The organism is Caldichromatium japonicum (assembly GCF_011290485.1).
Classification (GTDB): Bacteria; Pseudomonadota; Gammaproteobacteria; order Chromatiales; family Chromatiaceae; genus Thermochromatium; species Thermochromatium japonicum.
On the sequence record NZ_CP048029.1, the window covers coordinates 1,240,643 to 1,262,334 of the forward strand.

At 61.5% G+C, this 21,692-nt stretch carries 25 protein-coding genes, 1 tRNA gene and 1 pseudogene; 11 read left to right on the forward strand and 16 right to left on the reverse strand.

Going from position 1 to position 21,692, the window contains the following annotated elements; translation table 11 throughout:
• The first annotated feature begins 9 nt into the window (after nucleotides 1-9).
• The 9 genes from thrS (at nucleotide 10) to GWK36_RS06155 (ending at nucleotide 7,694) form a co-directional block, all read left to right on the forward strand.
• Nucleotides 10-1,935, forward strand: a complete 1,926-nt coding sequence (gene thrS / locus GWK36_RS06115) for a threonine--tRNA ligase (RefSeq protein ID WP_166270392.1) — start codon at nucleotides 10-12, stop codon at nucleotides 1,933-1,935.
• A gap of 101 nt (nucleotides 1,936-2,036) precedes the next feature.
• A complete protein-coding gene (gene infC, locus GWK36_RS06120; RefSeq protein ID WP_425482792.1) occupies nucleotides 2,037-2,504 on the forward strand; it encodes a translation initiation factor IF-3 in 468 nt (155 codons plus the stop codon).
• Nucleotides 2,505-2,648: 144 nt separating this feature from the next.
• Entirely contained in the window at nucleotides 2,649-2,846 is a 198-nt protein-coding gene (gene rpmI / locus GWK36_RS06125; RefSeq protein WP_166270394.1) for a 50S ribosomal protein L35, read from the forward strand.
• 24 nt (nucleotides 2,847-2,870) lie between these two features.
• Nucleotides 2,871-3,233, forward strand: coding sequence for a 50S ribosomal protein L20 (rplT, locus tag GWK36_RS06130; protein WP_166270395.1), 363 nt, complete (start codon nucleotides 2,871-2,873; stop codon nucleotides 3,231-3,233).
• A gap of 207 nt (nucleotides 3,234-3,440) precedes the next feature.
• The gene (gene pheS / locus GWK36_RS06135) at nucleotides 3,441-4,472 is read left to right on the forward strand and encodes a phenylalanine--tRNA ligase subunit alpha (RefSeq protein ID WP_166270396.1); all 1,032 of its coding nucleotides are present in this window, start codon (nucleotides 3,441-3,443) and stop codon (nucleotides 4,470-4,472) included.
• 54 nt (nucleotides 4,473-4,526) lie between these two features.
• The gene (gene pheT / locus GWK36_RS06140) at nucleotides 4,527-6,905 is read left to right on the forward strand and encodes a phenylalanine--tRNA ligase subunit beta (protein WP_166270397.1); all 2,379 of its coding nucleotides are present in this window, start codon (nucleotides 4,527-4,529) and stop codon (nucleotides 6,903-6,905) included.
• Between the two features lie 5 nt (nucleotides 6,906-6,910).
• Nucleotides 6,911-7,219: an integration host factor subunit alpha gene (locus GWK36_RS06145; protein WP_166270398.1), complete on the forward strand. Its 309-nt coding sequence runs from the start codon at nucleotides 6,911-6,913 to the stop codon at nucleotides 7,217-7,219.
• A complete protein-coding gene (locus GWK36_RS06150) occupies nucleotides 7,191-7,580 on the forward strand; it encodes a MerR family transcriptional regulator (RefSeq protein WP_166270399.1) in 390 nt (129 codons plus the stop codon). The genes GWK36_RS06145 and GWK36_RS06150 overlap by 29 nt, the downstream gene beginning before the upstream one ends.
• A gap of 37 nt (nucleotides 7,581-7,617) precedes the next feature.
• Nucleotides 7,618-7,694: transfer RNA gene (locus GWK36_RS06155), tRNA-Pro, on the forward strand.
• 440 nt (nucleotides 7,695-8,134) lie between these two features.
• Here the strand turns inward: GWK36_RS06155 and GWK36_RS15330 are convergent.
• The 6 genes and pseudogenes from GWK36_RS15330 to GWK36_RS06180 form a co-directional block, all read right to left on the reverse strand.
• The gene (locus tag GWK36_RS15330; protein ID WP_246237805.1) at nucleotides 8,135-8,803 is read right to left on the reverse strand and encodes an ArsA-related P-loop ATPase; all 669 of its coding nucleotides are present in this window, start codon (nucleotides 8,801-8,803) and stop codon (nucleotides 8,135-8,137) included.
• The gene (locus GWK36_RS15335; RefSeq protein ID WP_246237731.1) at nucleotides 8,685-9,845 is read right to left on the reverse strand and encodes a TRC40/GET3/ArsA family transport-energizing ATPase; all 1,161 of its coding nucleotides are present in this window, start codon (nucleotides 9,843-9,845) and stop codon (nucleotides 8,685-8,687) included. Before GWK36_RS15335 ends, GWK36_RS15330 begins: the two co-directional genes overlap by 119 nt.
• Nucleotides 9,818-10,192: pseudogene (gene arsD, locus GWK36_RS06165) on the reverse strand (arsenite efflux transporter metallochaperone ArsD). The gene GWK36_RS15335 and the pseudogene arsD overlap by 28 nt, the downstream one beginning before the upstream one ends.
• Nucleotides 10,189-11,292, reverse strand: coding sequence for an ACR3 family arsenite efflux transporter (gene arsB / locus GWK36_RS06170; RefSeq protein WP_166269896.1), 1,104 nt, complete (start codon nucleotides 11,290-11,292; stop codon nucleotides 10,189-10,191). The pseudogene arsD and the gene arsB overlap by 4 nt, the downstream one beginning before the upstream one ends.
• Before the next feature lie 3 nt (nucleotides 11,293-11,295).
• A complete protein-coding gene (locus tag GWK36_RS06175; RefSeq protein WP_166269897.1) occupies nucleotides 11,296-12,114 on the reverse strand; it encodes a metalloregulator ArsR/SmtB family transcription factor in 819 nt (272 codons plus the stop codon).
• A 248-nt stretch (nucleotides 12,115-12,362) separates the two neighbouring features.
• The gene (locus GWK36_RS06180) at nucleotides 12,363-12,848 is read right to left on the reverse strand and encodes a hypothetical protein (protein WP_210756874.1); all 486 of its coding nucleotides are present in this window, start codon (nucleotides 12,846-12,848) and stop codon (nucleotides 12,363-12,365) included.
• A 41-nt stretch (nucleotides 12,849-12,889) separates the two neighbouring features.
• Between GWK36_RS06180 and GWK36_RS06185 the strand changes: the two genes are divergently transcribed.
• The gene (locus GWK36_RS06185) at nucleotides 12,890-13,129 is read left to right on the forward strand and encodes a helix-turn-helix domain-containing protein (RefSeq protein WP_246237733.1); all 240 of its coding nucleotides are present in this window, start codon (nucleotides 12,890-12,892) and stop codon (nucleotides 13,127-13,129) included.
• Between the two features lie 47 nt (nucleotides 13,130-13,176).
• Here GWK36_RS06185 and GWK36_RS16030 read toward each other — a convergent pair whose 3' ends face one another.
• Nucleotides 13,177-13,578, reverse strand: a complete 402-nt coding sequence (locus GWK36_RS16030) for a sigma factor (protein WP_425482781.1) — start codon at nucleotides 13,576-13,578, stop codon at nucleotides 13,177-13,179.
• Here GWK36_RS16030 and GWK36_RS06195 point away from each other — a divergent pair.
• Nucleotides 13,577-13,825 (forward strand): hypothetical protein, encoded by a 249-nt coding sequence (locus tag GWK36_RS06195; protein ID WP_166270401.1) that lies wholly within the window; start codon nucleotides 13,577-13,579, stop codon nucleotides 13,823-13,825. The two genes, GWK36_RS16030 and GWK36_RS06195, sit on opposite strands and share 2 nt — an antisense overlap.
• Before the next feature lie 140 nt (nucleotides 13,826-13,965).
• On the opposite strand, the gene GWK36_RS06200 is transcribed toward GWK36_RS06195, so the two are convergent.
• From GWK36_RS06200 to GWK36_RS06240, 9 genes are all read right to left on the reverse strand, one after another.
• Nucleotides 13,966-14,715 (reverse strand): energy-coupling factor ABC transporter ATP-binding protein, encoded by a 750-nt coding sequence (locus GWK36_RS06200; protein ID WP_166270402.1) that lies wholly within the window; start codon nucleotides 14,713-14,715, stop codon nucleotides 13,966-13,968.
• The gene (locus GWK36_RS06205; RefSeq protein ID WP_166270403.1) at nucleotides 14,712-15,446 is read right to left on the reverse strand and encodes an energy-coupling factor transporter transmembrane component T family protein; all 735 of its coding nucleotides are present in this window, start codon (nucleotides 15,444-15,446) and stop codon (nucleotides 14,712-14,714) included. Before GWK36_RS06205 ends, GWK36_RS06200 begins: the two co-directional genes overlap by 4 nt.
• A 23-nt stretch (nucleotides 15,447-15,469) precedes the next feature.
• On the reverse strand, nucleotides 15,470-16,075 hold the full coding sequence (locus GWK36_RS06210) for a carboxypeptidase-like regulatory domain-containing protein (protein ID WP_166270404.1): 606 nt from the start codon (nucleotides 16,073-16,075) through the stop codon (nucleotides 15,470-15,472).
• Nucleotides 16,068-16,691 carry a cobalt transporter CbiM gene (gene cbiM, locus GWK36_RS06215; protein WP_166270405.1) on the reverse strand — a complete coding sequence of 208 codons (624 nt, stop codon included), beginning with the start codon at nucleotides 16,689-16,691 and terminating at the stop codon, nucleotides 16,068-16,070. The genes GWK36_RS06210 and cbiM overlap by 8 nt, the downstream gene beginning before the upstream one ends.
• Before the next feature lie 22 nt (nucleotides 16,692-16,713).
• Nucleotides 16,714-17,484 (reverse strand): DUF4198 domain-containing protein, encoded by a 771-nt coding sequence (locus tag GWK36_RS06220; protein WP_166270406.1) that lies wholly within the window; start codon nucleotides 17,482-17,484, stop codon nucleotides 16,714-16,716.
• Nucleotides 17,485-17,626: 142 nt separating this feature from the next.
• Nucleotides 17,627-17,935 carry a hypothetical protein gene (locus GWK36_RS06225; RefSeq protein WP_166270407.1) on the reverse strand — a complete coding sequence of 103 codons (309 nt, stop codon included), beginning with the start codon at nucleotides 17,933-17,935 and terminating at the stop codon, nucleotides 17,627-17,629.
• Between the two features lie 116 nt (nucleotides 17,936-18,051).
• Nucleotides 18,052-19,416 carry an SPOR domain-containing protein gene (locus GWK36_RS06230; protein ID WP_166270408.1) on the reverse strand — a complete coding sequence of 455 codons (1,365 nt, stop codon included), beginning with the start codon at nucleotides 19,414-19,416 and terminating at the stop codon, nucleotides 18,052-18,054.
• Nucleotides 19,417-19,495: 79 nt separating this feature from the next.
• A complete protein-coding gene (locus GWK36_RS06235) occupies nucleotides 19,496-20,380 on the reverse strand; it encodes a trypsin-like peptidase domain-containing protein (RefSeq protein WP_166270409.1) in 885 nt (294 codons plus the stop codon).
• A gap of 36 nt (nucleotides 20,381-20,416) precedes the next feature.
• Complete coding sequence (locus tag GWK36_RS06240; protein ID WP_166270410.1) at nucleotides 20,417-21,634, reverse strand: D-alanyl-D-alanine carboxypeptidase/D-alanyl-D-alanine-endopeptidase; 1,218 nt, start codon at nucleotides 21,632-21,634, stop codon at nucleotides 20,417-20,419.
• Between the last annotated feature and the right edge of the window lie 58 nt (nucleotides 21,635-21,692).

The window sequence follows — 21,692 nt, forward strand, 5'->3', positions numbered from 1 at the left end:
AGACTCAAGATGCCTCTGATCACACTTCCCGATGGCTCGCAGCGGTCTTTTGCCCAGCCGGTGACGGTCCAGGAGGTCGCCGCTGCCATCGGACCTGGGTTGGCCAAGGCCGCCCTTGCCGGGCGCGTCAACGGTCGTCTCGTTGATCTCTCTTATGTCATCGAGCAGGATGCCGAGCTTGCCCTCCTCACCTTTAAGGATGAGGAGACCGCGCTTGAACTCCTGCGTCATGACGCCGCCCATGTCATGGCCCAGGCAGTGCAGGAGCTCTATCCAGGGACCCAGGTGACCATTGGGCCAGCGATCGAAAACGGTTTCTATTATGACTTCGCGCGTCCTGAACCCTTCAGCCCCGAGGATCTCGAGCACATCGAGGCGCGCATGCACGAGATCGTCAAGCAGGATCTGCCCATCGTGCGCGAGGTCATGGAGCGCGAGGCGGCCAAACGGCTGTTTGCCGAGATCGGCGAGCACTATAAGGTCGAGATCATCGATGAGTTGATCCCCGAGGGCGAGAAGGTCTCGATCTATCGTCAGGGTGACTGGTTCGATGTCTGCCGCGGTCCGCATCTCCCGAGCACTGGGCGCTTGGGGCACGGCTTTAAGCTTCTCAAGGTCGCCGGGGCCTATTGGCGAGGCGATCCACGCAACCCGATGCTCCAACGCATCTATGGCACCGCATGGCGCAACAAGCAGGAGCTCGATGAGTATCTGCACCGTCTCGCCGAAGCCGAACGGCGCGATCATCGTAAGCTCGGCAGACAGCTCGATCTCTTTCATTTTCAGGACGAGGCCCCGGGGATGGCCTTTTGGCACCCCAAGGGGCGATTGGTCTATCGGCTGATCGAGTCCTACATGCGCGAGCGACTTGCCGAATACGGCTATCTTGAGGTCGAGACCCCGCAGGTGCTGGACCGGTCGCTTTGGGAGCGCTCGGGTCATTGGGACAAGTTCGCCGCAGCCATGTTCACGACCCGGCTCGATGAGCGCGACTTTGCGGTCAAGCCGATGAACTGCCCGGGACACATCCAGATCTTCAACCAAGGGGTCAGGAGCTACCGCGATCTGCCGTTGCGCATCGCTGAATTTGGCGTGGTCCATCGCAATGAGCCCTCTGGGACCCTGCATGGGCTCATGCGCGCCCGTCGCTTCACCCAGGACGATGCCCATGTCTTTTGTACCGAGGACCAGCTCCAGACCGAGGTCGGCACCCTAATCGAGATGGTCTTTCGGACCTATCGTGACTTTGGTTTCGACCAGATCGAGCTTGCGCTTTCGCTGCGTCCCGAGCAGCGGGTCGGGTCCGATGCGCTGTGGGATAAGGCGGAGGCGGCGCTCGCCCAGGCCCTGAGCGACAAGGGACTGGACTATCGCATCCAGCCTGGGGAAGGCGCCTTCTATGGACCCAAAATCGAGTTCACCCTGCGCGATAGCATCGGGCGCGCCTGGCAATGCGGAACCATCCAGGTCGATTTCGCCATGCCTGAGCGTTTAGGGGCCTCCTATGTCGCCGAGGATAATACCCGCCGCACGCCGGTGATGATCCACCGCGCCATTCTGGGCTCGATGGAGCGCTTTATTGGGATCTTGATCGAACACTATGCGGGTGCCTTTCCAGTATGGCTGGCACCTGTGCAAGCAGTCGTGCTCAATATCACCGATCGCCAGGCAGATTATGCCCTGAATGTCACTAACACCTTGCGCGATAAGGGGTTTCGCGTCGAGGCCGACTTGAGAAACGAAAAGATCGGCTTTAAAATCCGCGAGCATACCCTGCAACGGGTCCCCTATCTGCTTGTGGTCGGGGATCGTGAGGTCGAATCGCATGGGGTCGCGGTCAGGGATCGCCAGGGTCAGGACCTCGGCACCCTGAGCCTGGATGCCTTTGGCGAACAGCTTCGCCAGGCATCCCGAGCGCGCAGCCTAAGCGCTTAAACGGAAATAGACCGCACTTTATCGTTTGCTTCTTGGAGGAACCCGCAATCGCTGTACCACCCAAGAAAAACCGGGTCAACCGGGAGATCACCGCGCCAGAGGTGCGTTTGATCGGCGCGGAGGGCAATCAGATCGGAGTTGTCAGCACGCGTGAGGCGCTGGCGATGGCCGAAGAAGAAGGGCTTGATCTCGTTGAGATCGCACCCAACTCCGATCCACCGGTGTGCCGTCTGATGGATTTTGGCCGTTTTCTGTTCGATCAGAAAAAGAAAAAAAGTGAGGCCAAAAAGCGGCAAAAGCAGGTTCAGGTCAAGGAGATCAAGTTTCGCCCAGGGACGGACGAAGGAGACTATCAGGTCAAGCTACGCAACCTGACCCGTTTCCTCAACGATGGGGACAAGGCCAAGGTCACGATGCGCTTCCGGGGACGCGAGCATGCCCATCGCGATCTAGGGTTGGAATTGCTCAAGCGGATCGAGATGGATCTCGCCGAGATCAGCGTCGTTGAGCAGCAGCCGCTGATGGAAGGCCGACAGATGGTGATGGTCTTGAGCCCCAAAAAGAAATAGCGGCGATCAGGCGTATTCTCAGACAGCAATCGAAGCAAATGACATCGGGCGCCGGACGGCGCCCGATCTTATTTAGCCGATCGGTCTGTCAGGGACCCCGAGCCGTCTGAATGAGTCCATATCAATCGCGGAGTAAAGCATCCCATGCCCAAGCTAAAGACCAACCGGGGGGCGGCAAAGCGTTTTCGTTTGACCGCCTCTGGTGCGATCAAGCGCAATGCCTCGCATCGCCGTCATATCCTGACGAAGAAATCAAGCAAGCGGAAGCGTCAATTACGCGCTCCCCATATGATCCATCCTTCGGATCTGCGCGCGGCGCGACGGATGATTCCTTATTGCTGATCCTACCGACAGGAGAATTCGAAGATGCCCAGAGTCAAACGCGGCGTCACCGCCCATGCGCGGCATAAAAAGATCCTAAAACAGGCCAAGGGGTATTACGGCGCCAGGCGTAAAGTCTTTCGCGTCGCCAAGCAGGCCGTCATTAAGGCCGGTCAATATGCCTATCGCGACCGGCGTCAGAAAAAGCGCGAGTTCCGTGCGTTATGGATCGTGCGTATCAACGCGGCGGCACGCGAGCATGGTTTATCATACAGCCGCATGATCGATGGGCTCAAAAAGGCTGGTGCTGTCATCGACCGCAAGGTACTTGCCCACCTTGCCTATTACGATAGCACTGCCTTCGCGGCCCTAGCTGCACAAGCCAAATCCGCCCTGGCTCAAGTCTAAAGCTCTGGTCATTCCTGATCGCGAGCACAGCTCTGCCTTCGGCGCGGTGCTTTCCCAGGAGGGTCTTATTCAGGGGTCTGATCGCGCTCTGATGTGTCTCGCGAGGATTGGCTTGTTTGCCGTTTTCCTTGGCCAGTAACAGGGCCTGCGGGCCAGGTGCTGTTTGATCTAGCGCCTGGTCCGGGCATTTATCACGCGGAGTAGATCATGTCCGAACAGAGTCCGCTTGGGGTTCAAAAAATCCAGTCGGCGGCTTTGGCTGCCATCGCCCAGACAGAAGATCTGGCAGCGCTCGATCAAGTGCGTGTGCGCTATTTGGGTAAGCATGGTGAGCTGACTGGCGTCCTCAAACAGCTCGGTACCTTGCCCCCCGGTGAGCGCCCTGCAGCAGGCCAGACGATCAATCAAGCCAAGGAGACCATTCAACAGGCCATCGAAGAGCGCAAGACCGCCCTTGAGCGAGAGCGTCTGGCTAAACGGCTAGCCGCCGAGCGCATCGATGTGACCCTGCCTGGGCGCGGCCAAGCGCCGGGTGGCCTGCATCCCATCACCCGCGTGCTCATGCGCATCGAGCGTCTCTTCATCCAGGCTGGATTTAGCGTGGTCGAGGGACCTGAGGTCGAGGACGTCTATCACAATTTCGAGGCACTCAACATCCCCGAGCATCACCCGGCGCGGGCGATGCACGATACCTTCTATTTCGATGCCACCCGCCTGCTGCGGACTCATACCTCGCCAGTGCAGATCCGTGTCCTCGAACAGCAACCGCCGCCGCTCAAGGTGATTGCGCCGGGACGCGTCTATCGCTGTGACTCGGATCTTACCCATACCCCCATGTTTCATCAGGTCGAGGGTTTGGTAGTCGCGGACCGGGTCAGCTTCGCGGATTTAAAGGGTGTGCTTTACGATTTTCTGACCCAGTTTTTCGAGCGTGATCTGCAACTGCGCTTTCGCCCATCTTATTTCCCCTTCACTGAACCCTCAGCGGAGGTCGATATCCAATGCGTGATGTGCGACGGCAGCGGTTGCCGGGTCTGCAAACAGACGGGCTGGCTCGAGGTCTTGGGCTGCGGCATGGTCTATCCGGAGGTCTTTCGCGCGGTCGGCCTCGACCCCAACAGCCATCTCGCCTATGCCTTCGGCATGGGCGTCGAACGTCTGGCCATGTTGCGCTATGGCATTGATGACCTGCGGCTCAATTTCGACAACGACCTGCGCTTCTTGCGCCAATTCCGTTGAACAGTTCATTGATGACGGCCTGTGGCGGGCAACGCTCGGGATGGGGGATAACACATGCGATTCAGTGAAGCCTGGCTGCGCGAGTGGGTGAATCCGCCGGTAGAAAGCCGCGCCTTGATCGATCAGCTCAGCATGGCAGGGCTGGAGGTCGATGCGGTCGCGCCCGCTGCGCCCCATTTCGAGGGGGTCAGGATCGGTCAGGTGATCGAGGTCAAGCCGCATCCAGATGCCAGCAAGCTCAAGGTTTGTACGGTCGATCTCGGCCAAGGCGAGCCCCTCCAGATCATCTGTGGTGCCGCCAATGTTGCCGCGGGGATGAGGGTGCCAGTGGCGATCGCCGGGGCCTGTTTGCCGGGTGATCTCAGGATCAAACGCGCCAAGCTGCGCGGGATCGAGTCATTCGGCATGATCTGTTCGACCAGTGAATTGGGTCTTGCCGAATCGGCGGACGGCATTTGGCATCTGCCGGATGACGCGCCCATCGGTGAAGATCTGCGCGCCTGGTTGCAACTTGATGACCCCTGTATCACCCTAGATTTGACCCCGGATCGCGGCGATTGTCTGAGCATCGCGGGTCTTGCGCGCGAGGTCGCGGCCATCAATCGCGTGTCTTTAAATCCGGTGGCCATCGAGCCCGTGTCGCCTGTCCATGAGGGGCGCGTTGCAGTCGAACTGCTAGCTCCCACCGCCTGCCCGCGTTATGTCTGCCGCGTCATCCGCGGCATCGATCCCCACGCGACCACCCCGTTGTGGCTGCGCGAGCGTCTGCGGCGCTCGGGTCTGCGCGCCATCAGCCCGGTGGTCGATGTCACCAACTACGTCATGCTCGAACTCGGCCAGCCGTTGCATGGCTTTGATCTACATAGGCTCGACGGCGGCATCCGGGTGCGTCTGGCCGAACCAGGCGAGATGTTGCGCCTGCTCAATGGCGAGCAGATCGATCTTTATCCCGATACCCTGGTCATCGCCGATCACCAGCACCCGGTTGCCCTTGCCGGAATCATGGGCGGTGCCGATAGCGCCGTAGGGCTAGAGACTCGCGACATCTTGCTGGAAAGCGCCTTTTTCACGCCCCAGGCGATCAGCGGGCGGGCACGGCGCTATGGCCTGCATACCGATTCCTCGCACCGTTTTGAGCGCGGTGTCGATCCCGAATTGCAGATCCGCGCGATCGAACGCGCCACCCAGTTGATCTTAGAGATCGCCGGTGGCGAACCCGGGCCCCTCGATGAATCGACCAGTCCTGACCATCTGCCGCGCCGCGCAAGCCTTGAGCTGCGCCCCGAGCGCATCGAGCAGGTATTGGGTCTGTATATCCCACCTGAAACGGTGGAAGAGGTGCTCGGTCGGCTGGGGATGGACATCGAGCGTATAGAACAGGGTTGGCGCGTCACCCCGCCCAGCGCCCGCTTCGATCTACTCCATGATGTCGATCTGATCGCTGACCTCGGGCGCATCCATGGTTATGACCGCATCCCGGTCACCCAACTCGGCCTGGCGTTTGCCCCCCAGCTTCCCTCCGAGTCCGCTTTCGATCTTAACCGCGCCCGCTGCTGTCTGGTCGAGCGCGGTTTTCAAGAAGTCATCACCTACAGCTTTGTAAGTCCCCAGATGCAGGCGCTCATCGCGCCCGGAGTCGAGACGCTTGCCCTTGCCAATCCGATCAGCGCCGAGCTTTCGGTCATGCGCACCAGCCTCTGGGTGGGTCTCTTGCAGACCGCGGCCTATAATCGCGCCCGGCAGATGGAGCGCATCCGCATCTTCGAGATCGGCCTGCGTTTTCGCCTCACTGCCGATGGATTGAGTCAGACCCCAGGGATCGGCGCACTTGCGATGGGGCCCTGTGTGCCCGAGCAATGGGGACAGAGCAAGCTCCGCCTAGACTTTTTTGATCTCAAGTCAGATGTCGAGGCCCTGCTCACACCAACCGGCTCGCTCGATACATTCCGTTTCATACCGGACAAGCATCCAGCCTTGCATCCGGGACAGTGTGCACGGATCGAACGCTTGGGCCAACCAGTCGGTTGGATCGGGATGCTGCATCCAGCCCTGGCAGACCGGCTCGATCTACCTGGCGATGTCTTCGTCTTTGAGCTCGATCTGCATCCCCTGACCTCGGGTATCTTGCCGCGTTATCGCCAGATCTCGCGCTACCCAGCAATCCGCCGCGACCTGGCAATCCTGGTCGAGCAGGGTATCAGTTATGAAGCGGTCGAAGGCTGTATTCGATCTGCTGCTGCAGGATTATTGCGCGAGCTGATCCTGTTTGATGTCTATACCGGTCCTAATATCCCACCCGCTACCAAGAGTTTGGCCCTAGGCCTAGTCCTGCAATCGAACGATCAGACCCTCACCGATGAACAAGTCGATGCAACGCTCGCCACCGTCCTGGAGCGTCTGGATGCGGAATTGGGCGCACGTTTGAGGGATTAGCGGAGATGGCCTTGACTAAAGCCGATATCGCTGAGTATTTGTTCAACGAGCTGGGTTTCAATAAACGCGAGGCTAAGGAGATCGTCGAGCGCTTTTTTGAGGAGATCCGTGCTGCACTTGAGCGCGGGGACCAGGTCAAGCTGTCTGGCTTCGGCAATTTCGATCTGCGCGAAAAGAAAGAGCGCCCTGGTCGTAACCCCAAGACAGGGGAGGGGATCCCGATCACTGCCCGACGCGTCGTCACCTTCCACCCCGGTCAGAAACTCAAGTCGAAGGTCGATGGCTATGCGGGAACCAAGCGACAGTCTGGTTGAGTTGAGTGAAGGCGACCTGCCGCCCATCCCCACCAAGCGGTATTTCACCATCGGTGAGGTGAGCACGCTGTGCGCCGTCAAGCCGCATGTCCTGCGCTATTGGGAGCAAGAGTTCCCGCAGCTAAAACCGGTCAAACGCCGCGGCAACCGCCGCTATTATCAGCGTCATGATGTCTTGCTGGTGCGCCGCATCCGTGAGTTGCTCTATGAACAAGGCTTTACGATCAGCGGTGCGCGGCACAGGCTGGAGGACGATAGGGGCGCAAACGACCCCGTTAGAGTGGATACGGATCAGACTCGTCAGTTCATCCAGAGACTCTGTCGTGAACTCGAAGAGATCCTCAAGATCCTCCAGCGTTGACGTCTCGATGCTGTCTAGGTACCATATTCGGCCTTATCGGGGCGTAGCGCAGCCTGGTAGCGCACCTGAATGGGGTTCAGGTGGTCGGAGGTTCAAATCCTCTCGCCCCGACCAATAAAATCAAGCGGCTAGCTGAGAAATCAGCTAGCCGTTTTGCATTTTTGGGGCTGAACGATTTTGTAGTCGCCTGAAATCTTGGGTAGTGGCGGCCTCCTCCGGCCGTTGGGTCGACCGACCACATACTCCGCCAGTCCGGGCCACCTAGGGTGCGGCCCCCAACATGGGGCAGAGTAAAAACCCAAAACCGGTCGACACACTGCAAGTACTCGAAGCGAAGGCGTCACGTGCTGAATCCAGTTACATCATACGCGCAGAGGGATGATAGGGGCGCCTGGTGCCGAATCCATCCACTGGGACGAACCTGGTCCGAAAAGTTGTCACATCACGAGGGCGTGGCGACGACTTGGAGTTCCGACACGCTTCCTGAACGACGCTGACAGTGTGGTCTGAGCGCCTGTTCCAGCTGCCAGGGCAATGAAGCTTTGATGCAGTGTCTACTGAGTGATTTTCTGAGGGGCGCGACCGAGATTCCGCCGTTGGTCTGCACTGACCTGGCTCAGTGCGCGAACGATGCGGCGGCGCGCCTGCATCGCCTGCAGGTGGAGGTCTTGATACGCGCCTACCGCGCCTAGGCACTGTAGGAGGCCCTGTGGACAGGGTATTAGGAGGTGGCCAATCTGCTCGAAGCGTTCAACGCCGAGGGCGAGGCGCTGGCTCGGATCGGCCCGGCGCCCGTGCCGTCGTCTTACTCCAGCAGCCGACTCAACCCCTCCACGCCCAATGGCGGCTCCATCGCCCTGGGTGCGGCTGACCTCACGGTGATAGGCCTCGGCGGTGTCGAGCAGCAGCAGGGTGTGCCCGGTGGGCGCGGTGTCGAGCACGACGAAGCCGTCCCGGCCGCCGTCGACGGCGCGGGCGAAGGCGCGAAACACTGAGATCTCCTCGGTGCAGGGCGAGCGCAGATCCTCCTCCAGCAGGGCGCGGCCGTTGGCGTCGAGTCCGGCGCCGGCCGTCTCCAGCACCTCGGCCCGGTAGGCAGCGACCTCAGCTTCTGGGTCGATACGGCTGACGGTCAGGTTCGGCACGCCCGAGCCGATGGCCTCGGCCACATGCGCGGCCGGGTCGGTGGTCGAGAGATGCACCGGATGACCGCGCCGGGCCAGTCCGAGTGCCAGGGCCGCCGCCAGGGTGGTCTTGCCGACACCAGCCCTGCGCGGCCAGCGTATCGAGCAGTCCGGCGAGCCGTTCCGGGCACGCGCCGTCGGATTCGGCCATGACCGGCATCGGGCCGGCCGCCTCCGGATCGGCCAGACGGCGCAAGGCCGCCAGTCCCAGGGTGGCGATCGGCAGCAGCGGTGTGGTGGTCTGCGGGAGCCGGGCGAGACTGTCCGACATTTCAGCCAGAGCCGCCGCGCCGCGTTGCGCCATCGCCTGAGCGATGGGGTCGTCCGAGTCTCCGGCATCGAGCACGCCGTTGAGCGCCAGATGCAGATTGCGCACGCCCAGCGCCTCCAACTCGCCACGGGTGCGCTCGGCCTCGCGCAGGGCGGCGGCCTCGGGACGGCTGACCAGCACCAAACTGGTTTCGCTGGGGTCGGAGAGGCGCGCCAGGGTCGCGGCATAGAGCGCCTTCTGTTGCTCCAGACCGGCGAGCGGTCCCAGACAGGAGGCGCCGCCGGTCGCCGAACCGATGAACTCGCTCCAGGCCGAGGGCAGGGTCAGCAGCCGTAGCGTATGACCGGTGGGGGCGGTGTCGAAGAGGACATGATCAAAGTCGGCGGTCGCCTCCGGTGCGCCGAGCAGCTTGGAGAACTCGTCGAAGGCGGCGATCTCCACCGTGCAGGCACCCGAGAACTGCTCCCCCATGCTGGCGATGGCCGCTGCCGGCAGGAGTCCCCGATAGGGCGCGACCATACGCTCGCGATACTCACGCGCCGCTGCCTCGTGGTTGATGTTGAGGGCGAACAGCCCCGGCGCGCCGGGGATGGCGGTCTGCGTCTGGCCGAGCGCGACCCCGAGCACGTCATCCAGATTGGATGCCGGATCGGTGCTCACCAGCAACACGCGCCGCCCGGCGTCGGCCAGCGCCAGTCCGGTGGCGCAGGCGAGCGAGGTCTTGCCCACGCCACCCTTGCCCGTGAAGAAGAGATGGCGGGTGCGGGTTTCTGGAAGCGCCATCAGCAGCACCCGCTGCCGGGTTTGCAACAGCCTTCGCCGCTGACCTGGACCCGGAAGAGATTGGCGGTCGGCGGGGTCAGACCGAGCTGTTCAGCCAGCTCGGCGCGCGACAGATAGGCGCTGCGGGCAACGATGTGGCCATTGATCAGGGTCAGCGGCAGGCATTCCATACCGGCCTCCATCGCCGCGATCACCGTCGGATTGGCCGTGAACGCCTGTGGATTCTGTGACAGGTTGTGACGGTCGACCTTCACCCTCTATCCGGCCAGCTATAGCAGATCGGCCTGACACTGCACCCGGGCCGGATCAACGTCGACGCCACAGATGCCGGTCGAGCAGCACATGGCCGGGTCAAAAATTTCGAGTGTTTTCATCTGTGTTCCTCCGTGTATCTCTGATCGATGTGAATACCCGCCTCGTACCAGCCCCGGCTGGCATTGACCACCCGCACCACCAAGAGCATCACCGGCACCTCGATCAGCACCCCGACCACGGTGGCGAGCGCCGCGCCGGACTGGAAGCCGAACAGCGCGATCGCTGTCGCCACCGCCAGCTCGAAGAAGTTCGAGGCGCCGATCAGCGCCGAGGGACAGGCGACACTGTGCTTCTCGCCGACCAGACGATTGAGCCAGTAGGCCAGCGCCGAGTTGAAGAACACCTGGATCAGGATCGGCACCGCCAGCAGCGCGATGATCAGCGGCTGTCTGAGGATCTGCTCGCCCTGGAAAGCAAACAGCAGCACCAGTGTCAGCAGCAGCGCGACGATGGAAGCATGACCCAGGGTGTCGAGCACGGCATCGAAGCGCGCCTGTCCCTGGGCCAGCAGGATCTTGCGCAAGATCTGAGCGATGATGACCGGAATGATGATATAGAGCAGCACTGAGATCAGTAGCGTGTCCCAGGGCACGACGATCGCCGACAGCCCCAGCAGCAGCCCCACGATCGGCGCGAACGCAAAGATCATGATGGTGTCGTTGAGCGCCACCTGCGTGAGCGTGAAATAGGGATCGCCCCCGGTCAGTCGGCTCCAGACGAAGACCATGGCGGTGCAGGGCGCGGCGGCCAGCAGGATCAGCCCGGCGACATAGGAATCGAGCTGCTCGGCCGGCAGCCAGTCGGCGAAGAGGCCACGGATGAACAGCCACGCCAGCAGCGCCATCGAGAACGGCTTGACCGCCCAGTTGACGAACAGGGTCACGCCGATGCCCTTCCAGTGATCGCGGACCTGATGCAGGGCGCTGAAATCGATCTTGATCAGCATCGGAATGATCATCACCCAGATCAGCACGCCCACGGGCAGATTGACCTGAGCCACCTCCAGTTCGCCTAGGAACTGGAAGGGCGCGGGCAGGAACTGGCCCAGCCCGATCCCGACGACGATGCAGAGCGCGACCCACAGACTCAGCCAGCGCTCGAAAACGCTCATGGACGCACCGACGGCCTGTTTGGCGGTGACTTCACATTGCACGCTCATGACTCAGACCCCCAGGGCTTCACGGACGGCTGGGATCAGGCGTGCGCGAATGTCGTCGCGCACCTGGATAAAAGACTCCAGCGGCTCGCCGTGCGGGTCATGGAAGGGCAGATGGATCTGCTTGACCGGACGCGGGAAGACCGGACAGCTTTCCTTGGCGTTGTCGCAGACTGTCACCACCAGATCGATGGGTTCATTGAGCACCGCGTCGATGTCCTTGGGATGCAGGCCCTCGGTCGGCAGGCCAAGGGCTTGCAGCGCCGTGATGGCGCCATCGGCCACCTTGGGCTGAGGCCGGGTGCCGGCCGACAGGGCGCGCACTTGGCCAGCCAGATCATGGTTGAGCAGGACTTCAGCCATCTGCGAGCGGCAGGAATTGCCGGTGCAGAGGACCAGGACGGTTTTGAGGGCCGTGTTCATGACTGAGTTCTCGCAAGCTGACTGGAGGCGATGGGATTGAACGGCGCTGGGTCTTGGTCGGTGATCAGGACTCACAGCTTTCACAGACGGATGGCGCGAGACGGATGGCGCGGGCACGATCGGCTCACTCCTCATCCCATCGCGCATGTGCATCAGGATGCGCAACGCCCAGGCCGGCAGTTGCGGATGGAGGCGATAGCGCATCCAGGTGCCGTCGCGTCGCGCCAGGACCAGATGCGCCCCGCGCAGCACCGCCAGATGACGCGAGACCTTCGGTTGTGGCGCATCGAGCGTGCTGTGCAGATCACAAACGCACAGCTCATCGGCCTCCAGCAGCATGGCCAGGATGCGGCGGCGAATGGGATCGGCGAGGGCTTCGAAGAAGGCTTGGGGGGCGAGCATGGGGCGAATCGGCGTAACCGGACGACTGTGGCTGATGCCGCCAAATCATATTTGATTAAGCGCATATTTAAAAGCGCAAATAAATATTTTTCAGTCAACAGACATCGCCTGCTTCGGATTCATTGTGATTTGTATACCGCCCGCAGTTGATTGGACACTGATTTGCAGCTCATGCGGCGATTTGCAGCTCATGCGGCCTTCTGGAGGGCATAAGCCTGCCGGGCTTCAACACGCCATTGGTCTGGGGCTCAGCAACAAAGGCGAGGCTCTGGTCGATACCCCAGAACGCGATCTGTTTCAGGAAGTCGTCGGCGGTGTATTGCGTGCCATGATCCATGCGCAGCTTGAGCCCCTTGCCGGCGTAGGCGGCGGTAGTGCCGACTCCTGCCGACCCAAGGACGCTTCGCCTGCCTTTCCTTGCGCAGGATCTCGACTTGCATCACCAACTCGCCAATGCGCCAGTTGGCATCATCGCGTTGTTTCTCAACCGGATCGTTCTCGCCTTCCTTGAGCCCTGCATCGATCCCCGCCAGCGCCCGGTCGCGCCACTCCTCCAGCCGGTATATCGGCACCGCCAGCTCACGCAACAGGGCATCCACCAATTCGCCCCACAGCAGGCGCAGCACGACTTGTTTCTTCCGCCCCGACGACCAGCGCTTGACCTCGCCCGCCGCGCTACGCGCCCCTTCCAGCGCACCCAGCGCAACCCCACCACCCTCACTCTCATTCAGCATTTCCCGCTCCTTCTTCACACACGTCTATTTACCCCAATTGCGTGTCCAAAAGAATTGCGGGCAGGGCAAAGGCAGGGTCGGAAATCGGCGCTGGCAAGACGGCAGCCACCCTCGCTGCACATGTCGCCGAGGCCGAGCGCCGCCACATCCTAATTGTGCTCGCCGCCAATAGCGAACGCATCGCAGAGACCGCGGCGCAGCTCGGCATCAGTCGCAAGAATCTCTGGGAGAAGATGAAAAAACACGGCATCCGCGTCACGGATGCCGATTCGCTCAATTGACGACAGGGTCTGTAACGGCAACCGTCTGGCGGTGCCATGCGGCGACGTCATTCACCGCGCTTTCCAGCGGCATGCCGGCCTCGACGCGCTCCATGATCTGGCGCTGCAGGATGGGCCTTGATGAAAGCGTCCTGGAGCAGGTCCGCCGCCTCATCGCTATCACCTAGACGGTGATCGAGATAACGTTTCAGTTCGGGCGCATGATTCGACCAAGCGCGTAGAAGACAGGGGGGCGTGCCATGCATATTGGACTCCGGTGCATCCAAGAGAGGGGGTCTGGAGCGAGACTCTATAATCCAAATTTGGTCGGCAACGCAAACCCGATTATTTTTGAGGTTTTGAACGCGGCCAGGCACGACTGGCCGATCAATAAAAGAGAGCACACAAAGAGCACACAATTGAAATTGAGTGAGCTGTCCTGATGTCGTGGGCATGGAAAGACGAGACATGAGATTGCTGTCGTTTGCGGCGCGCGAAGAGCGGCGGCGTCAGGTGGTGAGTTTGCGGCGGCGTAGCTGGAGGTATGAAGCGATAGGCGCGCAGAGGGGATTGTTGGGCGCAGGGGTGTTCGACATCTGCAAAGGCTATGGGCGCGAAGGGGCCCAAGAGCTCAAGGACAAGCAGGGCGGGCGTAAGTCAATAATGCCGTGCTCAACCTCAAACGGCTGGCAACCGCAACTGCCCTACCCGTGGTGAGTCCGTCCGGTAACGGCGGCGCTGCGGCAGAGAGGGTCTCTGCCGTAGTCGGGAAAGTCACACCTTCAGAGACGAATACGATCAGTATTCAGGACAGGAAGAGAATTGTATGCAGGTTTGCGCACTTTCTTGAGAGCAGTCTAACGGAACGGTTGGTCAGTATGGGTCGAGCCAAGTTCATCCAGTCTATGGAGATGGGGATGGCTGTGGTGATGGTCATGGGCATGGGCATGGATTAGGGCCGCGCTTAGCCGCCCATCTTTCAGGCAGAGGGCGCGCCGGACCAACTGTCCCAAAAAGCGCCAGTCGTGTGAGACTAAGATCATGGCCTGAGAGAGAGCGGAAAGGTGTGCGATCAGGCGTTCGACTGCCACCCGATCCAGCCCATTGGTCGGTTCATCAAGCAGCAGGACCTCAGGGCGCATCGCAAGGACCGACGCCAAGGCCACCAGGCGTTTCTCGCCCGCCGAGAGCCGATCAGCGATCCGGTCGGCAAAGCCTGTAAGGCTCAATTGCTCTAAGGTCTTGAGCGCGATGCGTCTGGCCTCCGCGGGGGGGTATCCGAGATTCAAAGGGCCGAAGGCCACGTCCTCCAAGACGGTCGGACAAAAGAGCTGATCGTCTGAGTCCTGAAACAATAGCCCAACCTTTGCCCGTACCTCATAGAAATCCGCCTCGACCCTGCGCTCGCGCCCGAAGGCGATCACCCGACCGGCGCTGGGACGCTTGAGGCCTACGATCAGATGCAGCAGGGTGCTCTTGCCGGCGCCATTGTCCCCGACGAGCGCCAACCGCTCGCCTGCGCCGAGGACAAGATCCAGCCTCCGCAAGACTGGACGTTCGGGATAGCCAAAGCTGATGCCTTGCAGTTCGATCAAAGGTGTATTCATGGCAGGTGTCTGTCCAGCCAGCACAGGGCGAGGGGTAGGGGTGCGAGTGCGCAGGCCGCTAGTGTGTCCTGTCCTGTCCATCTCAGGGTCGCCAGACGATGAAACCGCTCGCGAAACCCGCGACAGCGCATAGCCGCAAGCAGACGCTGGGCGCGGCGGTGGCTCCTAAGCAAGAGCATCCCGATCAGCCAGCCATAGGTGCGCCAGGTATGGAGATCGGCCCGTGGGACAAAGGCGCGCGCGCGCATCGCCTGCTTCAGGCGCATCAACTCAGTCTGGGTCAGATGGATCTGGCGGATACTCAAGAAGAGCAGCAGGCCGAGCCTCTGCGGGACAGCGAGCCCGCCGAGCGCTTGGGCGAGCGCAGCAGGCTCGAGGGTACCGACCAGAGCGGCGAGCGCGATCAGCGCGGCATGGATCTTGAGAAACAGCAACAGGGCGACCCTAAGGCCCATTTGGCTCAGGCACAGACCATCGAAGGTCAGCGCACAGGGGCCATAGGTGCTGAAGGGTAGGGTCAGGATCAAGACAGCCACCAACCCCTCTGCGACCAGGAGACGCCGCATCAGCTCTTGCATGTGCACCCCCGCACCCAGGGCCAGGCCTAGGGCCAGGACGAGCGCTAGGGCTGCCCCCCACAATGAGCGCAGCCCCATCGTCGCCAGGGCAAACACTAGGGCAGCGATGAGTCGCAGGCGCGGGTCGCGGCGGGCAAGCCAGCCGCTGGCCATAAGGGGTTGAAGGGAGGCACGGGTCAAGGACGGCGGCAACGCCACCAGAGGGCAAGGCCGGTCAGCCCCAAGATATACCCGATTCCCCCTAGGAGGTCTTGGAGACGGATGCGCTCATCCAGTGCATTGAGCTGCTCGGCAAGCGGCTGGGTCTGACGGGCGAGGGTTTGGTCGATCAGGGCGATGAGTCCAGGATCGAGTCCTGTTAGCCGAATAGACGGGGCAGGGGAAGGCAAAGGCAATCCGGACATCTCGCTTGTAGGCGGGGCCGTGCTTGTCTGGCCTGAATCGCCTTCTGCCAACGGGCTGGAGAAGGTGCGCAGTGGGGCGGCATTGAGTGACTGCTCGGCGCGATGGCCGTCAGCGGTCGTGGCGATGACCTGATAGGTACCAGCTGTCTCGATCCGATAGCCAAAACGCCCCTCAGCATCGGGCGCAAGCTCTGCCAGCAACCGGCCTTCGGCATCCCGCAGCTCGATGCGCGCGCCTGAAGCCAGCGCACCGCCTACAAAATAGACCCGCCCCTTGATCCAGTCGCCCTCGATCTGGGCAAAGACCTTGATTCGATGTGCCAAGGCAGGGGCGCTGATCAGGAGCAACAGACAGGCGAGCACCCAGAACTTACGCATCTGGATGTTCCCTAGGGTGGACCAAGAGTTCAGGGGCGACCTGCTGCACAAGGCCGAGGATGCTTGCAGTAACGATCCCTTCGATCAGGGCGAGTGGGGCATAGGTCAGGAAGATCAATCGGGCTGCCGGTTGGAACAGCTCACCGCTCGCTGCCAGGCTCAAGGCCACCAAGAGACCGGTTAGCAGCACCGCGCAGCAACTGGCGAGAAAACCGATGAAGGATGCGCGCGTCGCACCCGCCCCCTTGAGCCTCGGCGCAAGCAGCCAGCCGCATAGCAATGCAGGTACGGCCATATTCAGGGTATTGACCCCAAGGCTCCAGAGACCACCGAAACCGAAAAAGACGGCCTGTAATGCCAAGGCGACCAGGATGGCCGGTACCGCTGTCCAACCGAGGATGAGGCCCATCAGCCCATTGAGCAGCGGATGGATACTGGTCGGACCTAGGGGAAGATGGATCAGCGAGGCTACAAAAAAGGTCGAGGTCAAGACAGCCGCTGCTGGCAGATGCTCATCCTGCAGGCGGCGCAAGGCGACCGCGGTCAAGCCTGCGCTCGCCAGAGCACCTGCGATCAAGACCGGCGCGCCAAGCACGCCATCCGGGATATGAGCCACCTTTTGCTTTGCTTCCCAGGTATTATTGCATGTCTCGGGTATGGACCCAGATGAGTCCGCCAAGCTCCACCGGCACCTTTTGGCCCTCTGGGCCTTTCATCGGCTGCTCACCTTCGACCAAGGCCGCAAACCCCCACCAGCCAGCACGTGGCATAGCATAGGCGAAGACCCCTTGGGCATCGGTCTTAATGACCTGGGTGATGAAGGCGTCGGCGGGCGGTTTGAGCGAGCCGTCGTTACGCCACTCGACCTCGACCGTGGCAAAGGGGACGGGCTGGCCCTTGTATTTGACGAGACCGCGGAAGAGATTACCTGTCCACAGACCATAGGGCCGGGTCAAGGGGATGATCTCGACCGTAGACTCGACCGGGGCGTCCCAGGACTCACCCCCGCCAAAGCCATCGACCACCACCTTGGTATAATGCACGATCATCCGGCCCTCGCCCGCCTCCCAATAGGGGGCAGGCTCAAGATAAAAGATGTAATCGCCGGGCGCTTTCAGTCGGTAGCTTGCGCGATAGGCTGGCTGGTTGTCCTGCAAGCGCTGGATGAGTGAGGGACGCAGGTCCTCGCGCCCCTGCGGACCCAAGACACCAAATTGCACCGGTTCACCCATCGGCATGGCGGGGCCGCGCTCCATCGGATGTGTGAAGGTCAGGTCCAGGGTGATCTCGGTGTCATTGGGGTCGGAGACGATGTCCTTAGAGGGGATCAGCTCCTGAAAATGGGCTTGGACCGCGAATGAAATGAACAGGAGCAATAAGGGTAGAGGGTAGACCCGGGTCTGGTTCATGGCGGCTCATTCGACTGAGCTAGTGTGAAAATATATTCTTTCTTCATATCCAGCCTGTCAACACCAAGCCCTCTATCGATGTGTCTATTCGGGTCCAGCGGCCCATAGGTCTTCCTGGGTTTTTGCATCCCAGACCATCTCCTTATCGCTTGATGGTAAACTGTCGGCGCAGGCGGTCGATCTCGTTGCCTAGTGAGCGCAGTAGCGCGATCTGGTCGCGCAGATAGTCGATCTCTTCCTGGAGACGCATGGTGCCTTGGGCCTGTTCGCGGCGATTGCGCAGCTCGGCGAGCGCCTCTTGCAGGGCCTTAGCACTTTGGCTGCGCCGCGTCAAGGGCATGGCCATCCGCGCGCGGTCCAGGCTTGATGTCCCTGCGCTTGAATAGAGGCGATCGAGTCGTTCTCTCAGATCGGTATCGAAATGAACGCTGTTCTTCGATGGATCGGCCATTGCATATACTCGCTGTAGCTGTAGCTGTAGCCGAAAAGGAAAGGGCAAGCCCAATGCGTCCCTCTCCACGCCTACCCTTCCTCGAGAGAAGTCAGGTTGAAATCCGCATCAACCGTTCAAGGGGCGAGCCGCTGAACCTCGATCAACTCGGTCTCAGGTTTGAGCCGGCGTACCCAGAGGTTGAGTCGGGCGAGCGGCGGGGGCAAGCTTGCCACCGCGGATTCGGCTGATTCACGGGTCTCATGCAGGCTATGGATCAAGACAAACCAGGGACGCCCCTGATAGGTCTCTTCCCGATAGTAATAGACCATCGGGAAGGGATTGTCGGCGACAAAGCGTTCGAGGGCTTGCAGAGTACTAAAGCCAATCAATTGGAGACAGAATGTCCGATTGCCGATCTCGATCCGGCGCGCCAGGCGTAAGGGAGATTTGGCAGGCAGCGCCCCTGGTGAGGCGGTGCCGGACGGTGCAGATTGATCCGGCAGGGGGGGCGAAGTTGGTACTGTCTCGTCGCCGGGCGGTTGGATCTGCCCACCCTGAGCACTTTCTCCTGGAGCGGATGAGACATCCCCAGGCATCTGCCTATCCGCCCGTCCCGATCGGTCTGCTGCCTCAGTCTGAGCTGAGGTTGAGGCCGCCGTTGGCGTCTCGTCGAGGCTATTGGGCGCGACCTCGGCATCGTGCGCTGCCATGTGCTCAATCTGATCCTCTGGGGGCGGCAGGGGACTGCCCGGTTCAGTCGCTGCTGGGCCAAGGGGTGGGGAGGCATCGGCAACCAAGGCTACGCTGTCCTCAGCCATTGCCGTCCCCGTAGCGAGCGGTTGGCTGGGGGCTAGGGTGGCAGGGGGAGGCGGTGTTGCGTCTGACAACAGGGCAGGTCGGGTTGCTGGCGTGAGATCGAGGTTGAGGTCAGGGGTAAAATCGCCTCGCCGTTCAAGGCCGTTTGAGATCTGAGTAAGAGCTTGGGAAAGCCGTTCGATCTGGTCGCGGGTTTTGGGGTCGTTTGTTACCGAGGCATTGAGGTTGATCTGGGTGATGGCCTTTCTGAGGTCAGTGATCTGGGCCTCGAGCGACTGGTGAGAATCCTGAAGTCTCAAGAGGACAAAGGCCAGACCGCTGCCCACGAGCAGGCTGATTAGAAACAGGAGCATGGCTATAAAGATGCGCTGGCCTTGTAGACTGGCATCTAACTCATCGCGCTGGGATCTCAGGAGACGCTGCACACGCGTCTCGCCACGGCGACGCTCGTCATCGACGTCAGCGAGGCGACTAATCAGGTCACGCTCAAGGGTTTCGAGCTCCTGACGCGATTGCTTGAGCTCGGCGTTCAACTGGAGGAGGCGGTCGGCCAAAATCTTGAGATAGCGCACAAGGGCAGGGTTGGGGCGCACATCGGTCAACGTCGCCTGAGATTTGGGGTGATGAGAGGGCGCAGTCTCCATCCGCACACTATCCATCCGCACACTATCCGGTGTCTCCATCTGCATGTCTCGCAACGATTGGCAACGACATCTGGGCCAGGGTGCCTGGCATCGGCACCCAAGATGTTGAAACTCTAGATCAGTCCACGGGCGGGCGCAAACCGCTCGATTGTCCGGTCAGGATGCGCAGCGCCGCACGGACGCGATTGCTGGGGACAGCGAAGCCGATCCCGACATTGCCGCCCGCTGGCCCGATGAGCGCAGTATTGATCCCCACCACTTCGCCTCGGAGATTGAGCAAGGGCCCGCCCGAATTACCCGGATTGATCGAGGCATCGGTCTGGATGAGCTCGCCGAGCGGCTGATCCCCAAGGCTACGGGGGCCAATGGCGCTGACGACCCCTAGAGTCGTCGTCTGACCGAGTCCAAAGGGGTTGCCGATGGCGATCACAAAGTCGCCGACCTGCAGGCGATCCGAATCGCCCAGCAGCAGGGGACGCACATCCACCGGCGGGATCCTGAGGAGGGCGATGTCCGAGCGCGTATCGGCGCCGATCTTTTGGGCCGGCAGACGGCGCCCATCCTTGAGCCTGACCTCGATCCGCGCGGCATCCTGCAAGAGATGATCATTGGTGACCACATAGCCGCGTGCACTATCCAGGATCACACCAGCACCATAGCTCAGGCGTCTTTGTAAGGTCTCGATCTTAGGGAGCGGCAGGCCCATGCGCTCGAGAAAGCGTTTAAACTCCGGGTCATCGAGAAAGGGGTGCGTCTCGCTCAGGGTCCGCGACTCGACTTGGATATCGACCACCGCCGGCATGACCTGGCGCATCAGGGGTGCCAAGCTCGGCTGGGCGAGGGGGCTGAAGAGCGGCTGGATCGCGTTTGCAACTGGGGGCTCGCCTGGGGGCGGTGTGGCGCAGGCGGTCAGCAGCGACAAGGCAAACCCTGTCCAGAGGCGTGCCCACCAGGGGGGGCGTTCACGGCTGGGGGCAGGGCGTTTGGACAAAGCGGCTGGCATGCGGGAGATCATCGGCGGGAGTAGGGTGCAAAACCTTCAGCGCGCCAACCTGCTGGCGACCCGAAACCTCAGCCCTGGATCGACCTGCTGCTCGATCAGGAGGGCAAAGGGTACCCAGACCCCATCGCGTCGGACATAGCCGGCATAGCCGCTAACCCCGCTGAGGGTACCGGTCTTGGCCCGCACCCGCGGTTCACCGGGCTGCTCGGGCATGAGATCGAGATAGGGGGTAAACGACTCAAGAATCTCAACAAGCTGGCGGGCGCTCAGGCGATTGGTGCGCGCAAGACCCGCCCCCTCGAGGATGACTGCATCCCGCCAGCCGAAAGACCGTCGCACAAGGCCCGCCATCGCCTGTTGCGCCTTGGTGAGATCGACCGGACTGCGCCCATCGGATACGGCCAGTCTGATAAACAGGGCATTGGCGATGAAGTTGTTTGAATATTTGAGCATCGCGGCGACAATCTCGGCCAGGGTGCGGGCGTTTTGATGGCGCAGGATCAGGTGCGCATCCGCAGGCACCGGCCCGACCCGCTGTCCCTCGCCGACCTTGATGCTGGCTGCACTCAGCTTGGCGGCGAAAAGCTCAGCGAAATGGGCGAGCGATGACCTTCGATCGCCGAGATTGACCCGGATGGCTGTTCCCTCGGGGAAAGCGCCGGAGGCCAATAATCCCCGACCGATGCGCTCGGCGGTCGGGGTGAGCGGGGTCTCGGGCTCGGCGCTTCGGATCGTCTGGCCTGTACGGATGAGGCCTAGGGTATTGAAATTGGCCGCAAGCGCCGTGACCGGTGCATCATAGGGGTTGGTCGAGCCCTCGCGCCCGGGAAGCGTAAGTTCAGGGGCAAAGAGCCCATCGTCGAGCCCGATCCCTGCAGCCCGCGTAAGCCCCTGCGTGCGCAGCGCCTGGGCCAGCCGATCGAGCTCCTGCGAGACCAGATAGGGGTCGCCGCTGCCGCGCACCCAGAGCCAACCCGATCGATCCTGCCAGAGTTCGGTCGCAAAGCGATGCCACCGTCCCCAGGTGGTAAGCGCCGCATAGGCGGTCAGGAGCTTGAGGGTCGAGGCGGGGATGCGCGGTGTATCCGGGTCGAGCGCGATCCGCTCCTGCCCCTGTTCGCGCAGCAATAGGCTTGCGTGATTCAGCGACCGCAGCTCGGCGAGCGGATCGGTACCGGTACCCCCCCAGACCCAATGCGTATGGACCAGATAGAGGGACAGACAGACAGCGGCCCAAGTGAGCAAGCGGCGCATGGTGAGATAGCTGGAAGGCGATAATGGCGAAAGCATATCACGCCGTCTGAGTCGCCTG